The sequence below is a fragment of the Streptomyces sp. NPDC059452 genome, assembly GCF_042750035.1.
Taxonomy (GTDB): domain Bacteria; phylum Actinomycetota; class Actinomycetes; order Streptomycetales; family Streptomycetaceae; genus Streptomyces.
The window spans coordinates 37,436-50,604 of record NZ_JBHYVE010000005.1 but is presented as its reverse complement, the minus strand read 5'-3'; the positions used below and the strand labels follow the sequence as shown (position 1 = coordinate 50,604).

Sequence of the window (13,169 nt, the reverse complement as noted above, 5' to 3'; positions counted from 1 at the left end):
GGAGCACTAGGGCGCGTATCGAGTCTTGATCAATTTGGTGTCCGGATCTTCCTCGCTCAGTTCTGCGCCTCGAATCCCGCCAGCAGTGCCCGGGGGTCGAAGGTGACCCGGATCTGGGTCACCTTTCCGTCCGCCACATGCATCCAGTTCGCTATCGGAGTAGGTGGCGCAACGCTTGTGTGCAGGTCAAACCAGGTGATCACCTCATCACCTTCCGCTACCCGCACTTTCACGTCGATTTTCTCCAGAACACGCCCGAGCCCCTTCAACCCGGCGAGCGCCTCGTCTACCCCTGATGCCGTTCCCAGCGTTCCGACGAAGTCGACATCCTCGGCCAGCACCCCCCGCAAGGTGTCCAGGTCGCCCGCCTCCCAGGCGGTGAAGTAGGTCTCGGCAAGCTCTCGAGCAGTCCTCGTCGTCATGCCTCCATCCTTCAGCCATCTGACCCATCCGTCCAACAGATGAATTTGATGGCATCTATCATCACTGAATATGGAGATGCACCAGCTGCGCTACTTCGCCGCGATCGTGGACGAGGGCACCTTCACCGCTGCCGCCCATCGTCTGCATGTCAGCCAGTCCGGCATCAGCACCCAAGTGGCCAAGCTGGAGCTGGAACTGGGGCAACAACTGCTCGACCGCTCCGGCCGTCAAATCCGTCTCACCCCGGCCGGCGAGGCTGTTCTCCCCCTCGCGAAAAACGCCCTCGCCACTCTCGAGGCCATCAAGCACACCGCCGCCGAGTTCGCCGACGCGCTCCGCGGCCGGGTCCGCCTCGGCATGATCATGGGATGCTCGATCCCCGCCTTCCTCGACACCATCGCCGACCTCGGCCACACCCACCCAGGCATCGAGGTCAGCCTCCACGAGGGCTACTCCGACGACCTCCAGGCCCAGGTCCTCGCTGGCTCTCTCGACCTCGCCCTGATCGGCTACGCGGGCAGCGTCGCCCCTGGCCTGGAGGCGAGCATCGTCATCGACGAGCCGATCATCGCAGCCGTCCCCGCAGGGCACCCCCTCGACCGGCCGGACCTGCGCCTGCGCGACCTACGGGACGAGAGGATTCTCTGCCTCTGCCCAGGAACCGGCATCCGCGCCGCCTACGAGGACTCCTGCCACAAAATCGGTCTCCGCCCACGCGTGGACATCGACGCCAGCTCTCCAGTCACCCTGCTCCGCCTCGCCGAGCGCGGCGCGGGCGTCGCCATCCTCAGCGCGTCCTCCACACAAGGCTTCAGCCTGCAGGCAATCCCGCTCACCGACGCCGCCACGCATGCCCGGCTCGGACTCATCACCCGCCAAGGCCAGCACCCTCCAGCCGCGCAGCTCCTGCGAACCAGGCTCCTCGCCGCGCTGCAAGCCGGATAGGCATGCGTGTGTCGAAAGGTGATCAATCCGCGGGACCCTCTCCCCCGCTGGAACTTGATCCGGTATGCCGGTTGCGTGACGCGACCCCAAATGACGGATGCGGAGTGAGAATTCATAAGACCTTTCCTGCCGATCGGCAGCTACGGCCCGTATCCCGAGCGGCTGCGGCAGCAGTTCGAGGGTGTGATCTGGCGGTTCCGGACGGGCGGCCAGTGGAGGGAGATGCCGAGCGAGTTCGGGGCCTGGTCCACGGTCCACAACCGGTTCCGGCAGTGGAGGGACGCCGGGGTATTCGAGGCATTGCTGGAGGGCGCAACCGCGGAGGCCGCGAAGCGGGGTGAGGTGGACTTCTCGCTGGTCAGTGTGGATTCCACTACCGTCCGGGCCCACCACGACGCCGCCGGGATGCACCTCGACCCCGACACGCTCGCCGACCTGGAGAAGGCCGCCGAGGAGGCGGAGAAGGCCCGGCAAAAGGGGGCGGCCCGAAGAGACAAGACGGACAAGGCTCCGCAGGCGACCCGGAACGAAATGAGCGGCGACGCGTCCGACGCAGACGCAAGATCCGCCTGAAGGCGGCCCTGCTCGGACGGTCCAGAGGCGGGCAGACCAGCAAGGTCCACATAGCCGGGGAGCGCAAGTGCCGCCCGCTGGCAATCATCCTGACCGAGGGGCAAGCCGCCGACAGCCCGCAGTTCATCCCCGTGCTAAGCAAGATCCGGGTCCGCGGGCCTGTCGGCCGCCCCCGCACCCGGCCTGACACAGTCGCCGGCGACAAGGCATACTCCTCGCGCGGCAACCGCGCCCACCTGCGCAAACGAAATATCAAGGCCGTCATCCCCGAAAAGCGGGACCAAGCCGCCAACCGAAAGAAGAAGGGCAGTAAGGGTGGTCGGCCCCTCACCTACGACGCCGAGCTCTACAAGGAACGGAACACCATCGAGCGCCTGATCAACAAGCTGAAGGCATGGCGGGACATCGCCACACGCTTCGACAAGACGCCCGAAAGCTACCTCGCCGGCCTCCAGCTCCGCGCCTCGATGATCTGGATCAAGGACCTCAGTAAAACCACCACTTGATCACGACCAAATACGGGCCCTAGTCCAAGCACTTCTCCCAGGTCCTATCCCTCCCTCACAGGATGAGGACCAAGACCTTCCTCAGCTTGGTGAGCGCATTTCAGAGGTTCGCCGACTGTTCTACGCGTGCGACTACACCCGACTTGAGGGCACGCTTCCGTCCTTGATCACCGACCTCCGCAACGCGGCAGCACGCTCGGACGAAGCCGCAGGGCTGCTGGCCACTGCCTACCAGACCTCGGCCAGCCTGCTTCTGAAGCGGGGAGACCACGGCAACGCGTGGCTGGCGGTCGGACGTGCCATGGCGGGGGCGGAGCGTAGCGGCGACCCCGTCGTCCTGGCCTCCAGTGTGCGCGTTCACACCCACCTGCTGGCCCGGGAGCGGCACACATCGCAGGCCATCACGCTCGTCCGCCACACCGCCGACCAGCTGGCAGGCGCCTACGACCAACGTTCCCCGCGCTACCTGGCGGCCCTCGGCCTGCTCCTGCTGCGCGGGGTCACCGCCGCGAGCGGTGGCGGCGATCGTTCCGCCACCCACGACTTCCTCACCGAGGCCAAGGAAGTCGCTCGCCACGTCGCGCTCGACCGCCCCGACGCTTGGGCCAACTTCAGCCCGACGAACGTCTCCCTGCACGAGGTCAGCGCGGCCGTTGCCTTCGGGGACGCCGGGCTTGCCCTGGAGGCCGCGCGTCCCCTCATGCATCGGCACATCCCCGCCCCCGAACGACGGGCGGCTCTGGGTCGAAACGGCGCGTGCCCACAGCCAGCAGGGCCGGCTCGCCGACGGATACCAGGCGCTGCGCATCGCCGAGAGCTGCGCTGCGCAGGACATCCGACGTCCGGCCATCCGTGAGTTGGTCGCGGACATGGCCGCTCGCGACCGTCGTCGTACGCTGCCTGAACTGCATCACTTCAGCCGCCAACTGGGAGTCCCCGCGTGAGCGATCAGTCCGGGCACGAGACCGGCAAGCCGTTTCTGTACGTCGTCGTGTGCGCGGCGGGCATCGCCGGTGATGTCGGCCGACTGATCTCGGCAGCTCAGGAGGCCGGTTGGGAAGTGGGGGTCGTTGCCACCCCTCAGGGGCTGGGCTTCATCGACGCCCCGGCCGTCGAAGCACAGACCGGCTACCCGATCCGCTCGGCCTGGCGGGCCCCCACCGACCCGCGCCCCCTTCCACCCCCGGACGCCATCGCTGTCGTACCGGCGACGTTCAACACGATCAACAAGTGGGCGGCCGGCATCTCGGACACGCTGGCGCTGGGCATCCTGTGCGAGTCGTACGGCCTGGGCGTACCTACCGCCGTGCTGCCGTACGTGAACGCCGCCCAGGCGGCCCACCCCGCGTACGCCGAGAGCCTGCAGAAGCTGCGAGGCATGGGCATCCTGATCGGTTCCTACGAACCCCACTCTCCCAAGGACGGCGGCGGGGTGGACCGTTTCCACTGGGAGGAAGCGCTGGACCTGCTGGTACCCAAGCTGTCCACGGAGGCGTGATCACCTGTGCCGGAACCGTGGTGCAGAGGCGATGCGCAGTTCCTGATCAGGTCCAGACGACACAGAAAGGCCGCGGTCGTTGACCGGGGCCTTCATCGAAGAGCGGGTGACGAGAGTCGAACTCGCGCTCTAAGGCTGGGAGTCACCGGCGCCTGCGCCGTTGGAGGGTATATGACCTGCTCTTTCCGTGAGGAAGCCTGGATTGCCATGCTCTCTGGAAGCCGTACCTGACCGTTGTTGTCCGCTTTGCCGGGCACGAAGTGGGGCACGGGGATTTGCAGCGCGACGGTCCCTGCCGCGGTGCGTGCTTCGGGCGGGCCGGTGGGTCAGAGAGGGATGATGCGGACCTGGTTGCCGCAGAGTTTGGTCATGTCGTCGCTGTCGGAGGTCAGGAGGGCGACGGGTTTCGGCTGGCGCAGTGCGACCTCGGCGACTGTTGCGTCGATGGCGTACTTGTGTCCGTGCAGCCCGGCGCCCTTGAGGAGTTCCGCTGCTGCTTTCGCCGCTTGCTCGGTGACCGGCTCCACCTTGACGCGGGACAGGGCCCAGCTCAGGCGAGGCATGTTGGTACGGGAGTGGCTGACCTCCACGATGGCGTTCGCCCCGATCACCAGGTCGGCCCCCATGTCGTGGAAGACCTGCAGCATCGCGAGGAGCTTGCGGTCCTGCGCGATCCAGGCGGAGAGCCCTTCCGAGTCCAGGACGACGGTCTCGATGCGCTCGCTCACGCGGCGTCCGTGCCCTTGGAGGTGCCGGCGGAACCGAAGATCTTCCCGCGCGCCTCGGCGAGCTCCTCCTCGCTGAAGGGTCCGTGCTCCTCCTCGTGACGGCGGAGGTCGTCGCCCAGGAGCTGGTGCCGGATCTGGCGGGCTACGGCTTCCGCCACGTAGCCGGAGACGTTGTCCGTGAGCTTGCGGAGCTCCGCCACCTGGTCACTGGGGAGCGTGACGGTGATGCGAGTCGTTGAAGACATAAAGCAAGCATACTGGAGTATGCGAGATGTGGCTGTGCGGTGCTTTGACTGCTCGCGGGTGCAAGCTTCGGTTTCCTGATGGCTAAGCGAAAGGGCTGTGGTGGCTACCTCGAAAACACGACTCCGGCCACGTGGTACAGGGAGAGGCGTGTATCGATCCTGAGTCGACGCAGTGCGACGGTCCTTGTGCGTGAGGTGTGGAGACGGGGAGGAAGCACTCGTGCTGTACCGGAAGAGGCCGACGGGACGCGGTAGCGGACGCACGATGCCGCCCCTGCACGAACGCCTGGGGAGACCGTCGGAGTCCCTCGCCCGGACGCGCCGTACCATGCACACGTACCACGTCGGTTGCTCCTCGCACGCTCTGTCCGCTCGAATCCGGGCCTGATTCCCTGGTCAGGAAGGCACTTGGACTCGACCACGAGGTGGGGTATGGAGCGTGCGACCCAGAGGACAGCACAGCGCGGTACGTATGGCTTCGGTGAGCGGCAGCCCTCCCGCTTCCTCGGCAGCCTGTCGGAGGAAGCCAGGGAGGAACTCCTGAGTATCGGTTCCCCGCGGCAGTATCCGCCCGGAGCGAAGATCCTCGTGGAAGGGGCACCGGGCGATTGCCTGATGCTCCTGGAGACCGGCTACGTCAAGGTGACCAGGAAGCGTAATAACGGGCATGAAGCCCTGATCGCCATTCGGGCCGGCGGAGACGTGGTCGGAGAGATGGCCGTGATCGACGGCGCGCCCAGGTCGGCCACGGTGACGGCGGGTGAGGACATCGATGTACACGTCATCCAACGCCGAGCGGTGCAGAAGTTTCTCGGCAAGTATCCCGAGACCACCCTTCACATCATGCGACTCAGCAACCGTCGCCTGCACAGCGCGAATTCCTGGCGCATCGTGTTCGGCGAGTTCCCGGTTCGCGTACGGCTCGCCCGGGCGCTCGCCGAACTTGCCGAGAACCACGGGGAGCCCCTCGGTTCGCACACTCTGATCTGCGTCGAGCTCACGCAGGCCGAACTCGCCGCGCTCATCGGATCAGGAGAGAGGGCGGTGCAGCAGGAGATGGCGGGGCTCCGTGACGCAGGGGTCGTGAGGATCAGGAACCGCGAGATGGCGGTGCTCAAGGTGGACCGCCTCCGAGCGATCGGGCTTTTGCCGCCGATCGGCCGCTGACAGGAACCGCCATCCCGCATTTTTGCGGCCTCTCCGGAGAGCTCGACGCGTCGGCAGCACAGTTGGCGACCAGCACCACCGACTATCCGAACTCATCGAGTAGGTGATGGTTCACATGACGTCGCAGCCGACCGTCCGGTCAGGGTACGGGCCCTGGCCGAATGACGACCGCCGCCTCTGCCTGGCCGCGGACATCGAGCAGTACAGCCGCTTCGACACCCCGGGCCAGCGGACCGCGCAGGCCCAGCTCGCCCGGGTGCTGAGGACGGCAGCCGAACGCAGCGGGCTGGACCACGGTAGGTGGTCCGTCCAGCCGCAGGGCGACATGGAGTTCGCAGTTCTCCCGGCGGGCACTTCCGAGCAGGTGGTGCTGGGTGAGTACGTCACCCACCTCGCGGCCGAGCTCGGAGGCTACAACGCCACCCGCCGGACCGCCGGGCGGATACGGCTTCGGCTGGCCATCGACACCGGCGTGGCCGCCACCGCCGCCCTGGGCTTCTCCGGCCCCGCCCCGATCGCTGTGGCCCGCTATCTGAACGCACCCGAGGTGAAGCGGGCCCTGGCGGCTGCCGGGTCGGCGAGCCTGGCCGTGGTGATCTCCGACCGGCTCTACCAGGACGTGGTGCGCTTGCGGTTCCACGGACACGACCCGGAGCAGTACCGCCGTATCCACGTCGAGCAGAAGGGGTTCGCCGGGTACGGCTGGGTCCGGTTGCCCGGTGTGGATCCGCAGGACGCGGGGGAGCCCTGGCTGGACACGCCGGAGGGCGGACCGCAGCCCCCGGCGCGAGCGGCGGAGGCGGAACGGCCGAGCTTTGTCCAGCAGAACGTCCACGGCACTGCCGTCCAGGGCGTGATCCATGGGTCCGTCGTCCACGGTGTGGTGCCCGGCGGGGCAGGCCGATGAACTACGTTCCGCCCGCCGGAGGCTGCGCCTCATGCAGGAACGCGGCAGGCGGCAACCGTCAGCAGGACACCCGGGGCCTCTCCGTCCAGGGCCGGACCGGCGACGTGTACTACTACGCCGCCGCCTGCGACCACCGCTCCGCCGCGAGCACGCGGCGGTACACGGCCGGCTTCTCGCCGGTCCCCTACGAGACGCTGCGCGAGGAGTTGCACCGGATCGCCCGGGCCTGCTCACGCATCGTGGACAGCATGGGTGACGATTCGGGAGGTTCACCATGGGACTGATCCCCTACAACCGGGTGTTCGATGTGCTGGAGCACCGATTCCGGCTCGCTGAACTGCCCTTCCCGGTCATCACGGCCGAGGGCCCGACCCGGCTCTCCGCCCTGACGGCCCGGCGGGTGCTGTACACCAGGCCGTCGGATCCGCGGCTTCGCGAGGAGATCTGGCGCGAGGCAGTTGACGCGGCGCGGCGCGACACCGGCGCGGCAGGATCCGAACGGCTGCTGGCGCTCTGGCTGGCCCTGCCCGCCATGCGGCGCACCCTCCACCGGATCGCGATCCGGTGGCCGATCGACCGGCGGGAGCTCGAAGCCGAGTCACTGCTCGCCCTCCTGACAGTACTCGCGGACGTGGACCCGCGGACCCGGGAGGCGGGCCGCGCACTGCTGCGCCCCACTATCAACCGGGTCTGGGCGTTCGCCCGGGCCCGCACTCGGGAGCGGCCGGTGGCGGACGTCGGGGCGCTGGCCGCCGCTCATCTCTCCGTGGAGTCCCCCGCGGAGTCGCTGACTCGCGACTGGCACGACGGCTGGGAGCTGCGGGTGTCGCCGCCCGCCCGGCCGGACGGCCTGTCGGCGACCGTGCGGTTCAGTGTCGCACCTGATCGGCTGGAGAGCTTCCGACTGGGCGAGCTGGCAGGCTACTTGGGTCTCGGAGAGATCGTGCACCGGGCACGGCGTCCGAGCGAGGGCAGCCGCATCGGCACCCTGTCGCTGCGTCCGGCAGGAGGGCGGCGATGACCACGCGTTCCAGGACCTGGCTGTCGTTCGGCGAGGCGTTCGACCTGCCGCTGGTCGTCGACCTGCGCACCGCCGCCCAGGCGCTCGGGCTCTGCCCCGCCACCGCGTACAAGCTCATTCGCCAGGGCGGTTTCCCCTGCCGGTTCCTACGCCTCGGGTGGCAGTACCGGATCCCTACCGCCGACCTGCTCCGGGCGCTCGGGATCGAGGAGCGCCCCATCTACCCGGCCGATCTGCGAGCCGGTGCCGACTTCCAGGAACAGTGCTATCCCGCAACGGAGTTCGAAACGGAGGACTACGTATGAGCATCGTGGCCGTCACAGAGCCGAAGCCCGAGGATCCGCCGATGACGACCTGCTTCGTCATCGCGCCCATCGGCAACGAGCATGCTCCGGACGGGAGCCCGGAACTCCTGGCGTACGAGGAGAACCTGGAGATCTACGAGAAGGTGATCCTGCCCGCCTGCGCCAGGCACGGCATCGTCCCGGTCAGGGCGGACGGGATCGCCGATACAGGTGAGATCACCGAGCAGATCTGCCGCCACGTGCTGCAGGACGACATCGTGATCGCCGACCTCACCGGAGGCAACGCGAACGTCACCTACGAGCTCGGGATCCGGCACCTGACGGGCAAACCGATCATCCACCTCGGCGAGCATGGGCAGCTGCCGTTCGATCTCTCGCTGATCCGGACGATCATGTTCAAGCGCAGCCGGAGCGGTCTGGTCAAGGCGCGGCGGGATCTGGAGACCGCGCTGAAGGGTGCCCTGGACAACCGGTTCGAGCCGCTGACCCCGGCCCGGATCCTGTTCGGACTGCCGACGGCGTCGCCGCCGGAGGCGGTGGCCGAGGCGGAGCCGGACGACCTGGAGGCCCCCGGACTGTTCGACCGGTTCGCCCGGGTGGAGGCGCAGACGGAGGCGATCGGCGAGACCACGGAGGCGATCACCGGGTTCATGTCGGAGATCGCCGAAGCCACCCAGCAGATCGGGCCCGTGATGGAGCGGGCTGCCCAGCCGGGGACGCCGATGAGCGCGTGGCTGCCGGCGATGACCGAGTTGGCCAGGTCGATGGCCGAGCCGGCCTCCGGTCTCCGGGAGGCATGCACCCGCTTCGCCGGGCAGATGGTCGAGATGGACGCGGCGGTCCAGGCGGCGTTCGACGTCATCGAGGTGATGCCGCCTGAGCAGCGCGCCGGTTCGGCGACGGGCTTCCTGGAGCAGATGATCAGTACCGCCGAGTCCACCCACGAGGTGGTCGGCGTCCTCGGAGAGATCGAGGTCGGTATGCGGTGGCTGGTGAAGATGAGCCGGGAACTGCGGGGCCCGGGCCGGGACCTCACGGCCGCGGTCAAGCAGGTCAGTGGCGTGATGGCCCGGATCGCGAACTGGGAGCGCAGAGCCCGCGCGTTGATCTGACCGAGGACGGTCCCCGGTTCCGTCGTGGTCCAGCGGCTGAATCGGGCGACACGATCTCGGCGGGCCGCGAGCAGGTCCTAACACCGAAAAGCCCCAGGTATCCGACCTGGGGCTTTAGTGTGGAGCGGGTGACGAGAGTCGAATTCGCGTTCTGAGATGGGAAGCTCAGAGCGCTGGCAGCGTCGTACCTTCCGTCGCCGCCGCCCGCAGTCTCGCCTGGATTGCCCGTGTCGCCTTGGCGTACCCCAGGCTGTTGTTCTGCAGTACCGACTCCGCGTTGGCCAGCTCCAGGAAGGCGATCACCTCGAAGGCCAGTTGCCGTACGTCGGTGTCCCCGGCCAGTTCGCCCGTGGCCCGTGCCTCCTCGATCGTCTCCTCCACGAAGGTGACCCAGCCGGTCTGCGCGGAGGCCAGGGCGTCGTGCACCTTGCCGTGGCGGGCGTCGAACTCGGCGGTGGCGGCGTAGAAGAAGCAGCCTCCCCGGAAGACCCGCTCCCGGGAGTACGTGATCCACGCGTCGCACATCCGCCAGACCCGGCCGAGCCCCGGGGGGACCGAGCGGGTGGGGCGCAGCACATGGTCGACGTAGACCGCGACCGCCGCGCGTACCGTGGCGAGCTGGAGCTCCTCCTTCGAACCGAAGAGGGCGAACACACCGCTCTTGCTGAGCTTCAGCTCGGTCGCCAGCCGCCCCAGGGAGAGGCCTTCCAGCCCCTCCACCGAGGCGATCTGCACCGCGCGCCCCAGGATCAGCTGCCGCGTCTGGTTGCCCCGCTCGACCCGCCCGTCCAGGCGTACTGCCGCCATGTGACCACTCCGTACCTCAGAGTTATCGAGGCGTCATTCTAGAGAGGGTCGAAGGGGGCGCCGGACCACCTGCCTCCCGGCCCGGTGGTCCGTTCACCGGCGCGTCCGCCCCTGACCACGGGCGATACCGGTGGACGATCCGGGCGGGATCCGGCCCGTGAGACAGGTGTTCCCTTCCGCCGCGCCCGGCGCGTAGCGTGATCGTTCCGCGTGTGAGCCGGTGAGGTCTCCACCATCTGTCCCGCTGTGGAGAACCAGGAGCACCGAAGGTGTCCGCTGCCGTTGCGCCCGTCCCCGTCCCCGTCCCCGCCCTCGTCCCGTCCCGCCGGGCCTGGCTGACCGATCTGCCTGTGCTCGCGGTCGCCGCCGTCTGGGGCGCCAGCTATCTCGCCGCCAAGGGCATCACCACCACCCACACCGTCATCGCCGTCCTCGTCCTGCGCTTCGCGATCGTGCTGCCCGTTCTGGTGGTGGCAGGGTGGCGCAAGCTGCGGGCGCTGACCGGCGCGCAGTGGCGGGGGGCCGGGCTGCTGGGCCTGATGCTGAGCGGGATCTTCCTGCTGGAGACGTACGGGGTGGTCCACACCTCGGCCACCAACGCCGGGCTGATCATCAGCCTCACCATGATCTTCACGCCGCTCGCCGAAGCTGCCGTGACCCGGGTCCGGCCCCCGGCCTCCTTCGTCGCCGCGGCCGGGCTCTCCGTCGCCGGGGTGATCCTGCTGACCCAGGGCGGCGGCTTCACCAGCCCCTCGGGCGGCGACCTGCTGATGCTGCTCGCCGCCCTCGCCCGTACCGCCCACGTCCTGGCCATGGCCCGGATCAAGGCGGTCCGGTCGGCGGACTCGCTCTCCCTGACCACCGTCCAGCTCGGCAGCGCGGTCGCCGTTTTCGTCGTTCTGGCCGCTCTTCCGGGGACGGGCGCGTCCCCGTGGAGTGTGGCGGCGGACTTCGGGCCCCGGGAGTGGGCGGGGCTGGTCTTCCTCTCCGTGTTCTGCACGCTGTTCGCGTTCTTCGTACAGATGTGGTCCGTACGCCGCACCTCGCCGTCCCGGGTCAGCCTGCTGCTCGGTACGGAACCGCTCTGGGCGGCCGCCGTCGGCATCGGCCTCGGCGGCGAACGGCTCGGCGTCCTCGGGGTGGCCGGGGCCGTCCTCGTCCTGGCGGGCACCGCGTGGGGGCGCCGCAGCGCGGACCGGGACCGGGCCGGGGGCGGAGAAGCGGGCGCTACTGCTTCCTGATCGCGTCCGGCGCGATCATGATCGCGAACCCCGTCACGATCAGCACGATGCTGACGAACAGCGCGCGGTCACCGAAGAAGTCGATGTGCCGTGCCAGCGTCCACAGCCGCAGCCACCCCGTCCACTCGTACACCAGCCCGCCAATGCCCTGGAGCAGGATGATGAACCCGACCGCCTCAATGAGTTTCTTCATACGCCGAGCCTGACGGCGGGCCCGCGCCCGCCGCGTCGGCCGCGGGTCGCCTCCGCCGCGACGAAAGTAGCCCGCCGGGCGACTTTGGTCGTTTCCCGGAGGCACCGCCCCCGCTCCGGGTGGCCAGTTGCGTAGCTTTGTCGATATGACGCGTACCGAGTACCGCTGGCTGCTTCCGTCGGCGATGGCCGATCCCGAGCTGCCCGGCGACCGGGCCCGGAGGCGGCGGACCGTGCGGGACTGGGCCGTCGACATCACGGCCTTCCTCTGCGCGGCCTTCTTCGGTCTGCTCGTCCTCGCCGCGATCGACGCCGACGACACCACGGCGGACGTGGTCGTGGTCGTGGACTCGGTGGTCGGTGCGGCGGCCTGCTGCGCGCTCTGGCTCCGGCGGCGCTGGCCCGTCGCACTCGCCGTCACCCTGACCGTCGTCTGCATCGTCGAGCCCGTCGCCGCCGGGGCCCTGATGGTGGCGCTGTTCAGCCTGGCCGTCCACCGCCCCTTCAAACCGGCGGTGGCGGTCGTCGGCGCGGGTGCGCTGATTGTGGCTCCGCTCCAGCCCCTGCTGCGCCCCGACCCGGCGACCTCCTTCGTCGCCTCGGCCATCATCGGGGTCCTGCTCGTCCTGCTGGTGCTCAGCTGGGGCATGGTCGTACGCTCCCGGCGCCAGCTCGTGCTCACGCTGCGCGAACGGGCCCGGCGGGCCGAGGCCGAGGCGGAACTCCGCGCCGAACAGGCCCAGCGGCTGGCCCGGGAGGCCATCGCCCGCGAGATGCACGACGTCCTCGCCCACCGGCTCACCCTCCTCAGCGTCCACGCCGGGGCCCTGGAGTTCCGGCCCGACGCCCCCACGGCCGAGATCGCCCGGGCCGCCGGGGTCATCCGGGACAGCGCCCACGAGGCGCTCCAGGACCTGCGGGAGATCATCGGCGTGCTGCGCGGGCCCGGGGAGACCGGCGAGGGCGAGCGGCCGCAGCCCACCCTCACGACCCTGGACGCGCTCATCGAGGAGTCCCGGCAGGCGGGCATGAAGGTGACCGTGGACCAGCGCGTCGCCGCCCCGGCGGACGCCCCCGCCGCCACCGGCCGCACGGTGTACCGCATCGCCCAGGAGTGCCTGACCAACGCCCGTAAACACGCACCCGGCACCGAGGTCACCGTCACGGTGACCGGCGGCCCCGGGGACGGGCTCACCATCGAGGTGGCGAACCCGGCCCCCACCGAACCCTTCGAACGGGTGCCCGGCTCCGGCCAGGGGCTCATCGGCCTCACCGAACGCGCCACGCTCGCCGGGGGCCGCCTGGAGCACGGCCCCACGCCGGACGGCGGCTTCGTGGTCCGGGCCCGGCTGCCGTGGCCTGCGTGATGAGGAGTGGTTCGGGGGGCGTGGCCTGTGTGATGGGGAGTGGTTCGGGGGGCGTGGTCCGTGTGATGAGGAGTGCTCCGGCTGGCGTGGCCCGTGTGACGGGGAGTGCTCCGGCTGCCGTGGACCCGGCCC

At 69.2% G+C, this 13,169-nt stretch carries 15 protein-coding genes and 2 pseudogenes; 12 read left to right on the top strand and 5 right to left on the bottom strand.

The features are described from left to right. Nucleotides 1–56: 56 nt before the first annotated feature. A complete protein-coding gene (locus ACFW9Z_RS09660) occupies nt 57–422 on the bottom strand; it encodes a nuclear transport factor 2 family protein (RefSeq protein ID WP_384636991.1) in 366 nt (121 codons plus the stop codon). A gap of 70 nt (nt 423–492) precedes the next feature. Between ACFW9Z_RS09660 and ACFW9Z_RS09655 the strand changes: the two genes are divergently transcribed. The 4 genes and pseudogenes from ACFW9Z_RS09655 to ACFW9Z_RS09640 all read left to right on the top strand — a co-directional run bounded on the left by ACFW9Z_RS09655 (nt 493) and on the right by ACFW9Z_RS09640 (nt 3,945). Beyond that, nucleotides 493–1,368, top strand: a complete 876-nt coding sequence (locus tag ACFW9Z_RS09655) for a LysR family transcriptional regulator (protein ID WP_384636988.1) — start codon at nt 493–495, stop codon at nt 1,366–1,368. A 114-nt stretch (nt 1,369–1,482) separates the two neighbouring features. Continuing rightward, nucleotides 1,483–2,447, top strand: a pseudogene (locus ACFW9Z_RS09650) (IS5 family transposase). A 19-nt stretch (nt 2,448–2,466) separates the two neighbouring features. Further along, a pseudogene (locus ACFW9Z_RS09645) lies at nt 2,467–3,391 on the top strand (transcriptional regulator); the annotation flags it as partial. Continuing rightward, nucleotides 3,388–3,945: a flavoprotein gene (locus tag ACFW9Z_RS09640; protein ID WP_384636985.1), complete on the top strand. Its 558-nt coding sequence runs from the start codon at nt 3,388–3,390 to the stop codon at nt 3,943–3,945. The pseudogene ACFW9Z_RS09645 and the gene ACFW9Z_RS09640, both read left to right, overlap by 4 nt. Before the next feature lie 326 nt (nt 3,946–4,271). Here ACFW9Z_RS09640 and ACFW9Z_RS09635 read toward each other — a convergent pair whose 3' ends face one another. Both ACFW9Z_RS09635 and ACFW9Z_RS09630 read right to left on the bottom strand, forming a co-directional pair. Continuing rightward, nucleotides 4,272–4,673, bottom strand: coding sequence for a DNA-binding protein (locus ACFW9Z_RS09635; RefSeq protein WP_384636982.1), 402 nt, complete (start codon nt 4,671–4,673; stop codon nt 4,272–4,274). Further along, a complete protein-coding gene (locus ACFW9Z_RS09630) occupies nt 4,670–4,918 on the bottom strand; it encodes a hypothetical protein (RefSeq protein WP_384636979.1) in 249 nt (82 codons plus the stop codon). Before ACFW9Z_RS09630 ends, ACFW9Z_RS09635 begins: the two co-directional genes overlap by 4 nt. A 432-nt stretch (nt 4,919–5,350) precedes the next feature. Here ACFW9Z_RS09630 and ACFW9Z_RS09625 point away from each other — a divergent pair, with 432 nt between their 5' ends. The 6 genes from ACFW9Z_RS09625 to ACFW9Z_RS09600 all read left to right on the top strand — a co-directional run bounded on the left by ACFW9Z_RS09625 (nt 5,351) and on the right by ACFW9Z_RS09600 (nt 9,430). Beyond that, nucleotides 5,351–6,085: a Crp/Fnr family transcriptional regulator gene (locus ACFW9Z_RS09625; RefSeq protein ID WP_384636976.1), complete on the top strand. Its 735-nt coding sequence runs from the start codon at nt 5,351–5,353 to the stop codon at nt 6,083–6,085. Nucleotides 6,086–6,200: 115 nt separating this feature from the next. Further along, the gene (locus tag ACFW9Z_RS09620) at nt 6,201–6,992 is read left to right on the top strand and encodes a hypothetical protein (protein ID WP_384636974.1); all 792 of its coding nucleotides are present in this window, start codon (nt 6,201–6,203) and stop codon (nt 6,990–6,992) included. Continuing rightward, the gene (locus ACFW9Z_RS09615; RefSeq protein WP_384636971.1) at nt 6,989–7,276 is read left to right on the top strand and encodes a hypothetical protein; all 288 of its coding nucleotides are present in this window, start codon (nt 6,989–6,991) and stop codon (nt 7,274–7,276) included. The genes ACFW9Z_RS09620 and ACFW9Z_RS09615 overlap by 4 nt, the downstream gene beginning before the upstream one ends. After that, a complete protein-coding gene (locus ACFW9Z_RS09610) occupies nt 7,267–8,013 on the top strand; it encodes a hypothetical protein (protein WP_384636967.1) in 747 nt (248 codons plus the stop codon). The genes ACFW9Z_RS09615 and ACFW9Z_RS09610 overlap by 10 nt, the downstream gene beginning before the upstream one ends. Next, a complete protein-coding gene (locus tag ACFW9Z_RS09605; RefSeq protein ID WP_384636963.1) occupies nt 8,010–8,318 on the top strand; it encodes a helix-turn-helix domain-containing protein in 309 nt (102 codons plus the stop codon). The genes ACFW9Z_RS09610 and ACFW9Z_RS09605 overlap by 4 nt, the downstream gene beginning before the upstream one ends. Next, on the top strand, nt 8,315–9,430 hold the full coding sequence (locus ACFW9Z_RS09600; RefSeq protein WP_384636960.1) for a hypothetical protein: 1,116 nt from the start codon (nt 8,315–8,317) through the stop codon (nt 9,428–9,430). The genes ACFW9Z_RS09605 and ACFW9Z_RS09600 overlap by 4 nt, the downstream gene beginning before the upstream one ends. A gap of 165 nt (nt 9,431–9,595) precedes the next feature. Here the strand turns inward: ACFW9Z_RS09600 and ACFW9Z_RS09595 are convergent, their stop codons facing one another. Next, entirely contained in the window at nt 9,596–10,237 is a 642-nt protein-coding gene (locus ACFW9Z_RS09595; protein ID WP_384636957.1) for a TetR/AcrR family transcriptional regulator, read from the bottom strand. A 269-nt stretch (nt 10,238–10,506) separates the two neighbouring features. On the opposite strand from ACFW9Z_RS09595, the gene ACFW9Z_RS09590 reads away from it, so the two are divergent. Further along, complete coding sequence (locus tag ACFW9Z_RS09590) at nt 10,507–11,478, top strand: DMT family transporter (RefSeq protein WP_384636954.1); 972 nt, start codon at nt 10,507–10,509, stop codon at nt 11,476–11,478. Here the strand turns inward: ACFW9Z_RS09590 and ACFW9Z_RS09585 are convergent. Continuing rightward, nucleotides 11,465–11,671 carry a hypothetical protein gene (locus ACFW9Z_RS09585; RefSeq protein WP_384636951.1) on the bottom strand — a complete coding sequence of 69 codons (207 nt, stop codon included), beginning with the start codon at nt 11,669–11,671 and terminating at the stop codon, nt 11,465–11,467. The genes ACFW9Z_RS09590 and ACFW9Z_RS09585 overlap by 14 nt on opposite strands. Nucleotides 11,672–11,816: 145 nt before the next feature. On the opposite strand from ACFW9Z_RS09585, the gene ACFW9Z_RS09580 reads away from it, so the two are divergent. After that, on the top strand, nt 11,817–13,037 hold the full coding sequence (locus ACFW9Z_RS09580; protein WP_384636948.1) for a sensor histidine kinase: 1,221 nt from the start codon (nt 11,817–11,819) through the stop codon (nt 13,035–13,037). The last annotated feature ends 132 nt before the right edge of the window (nt 13,038–13,169 follow it).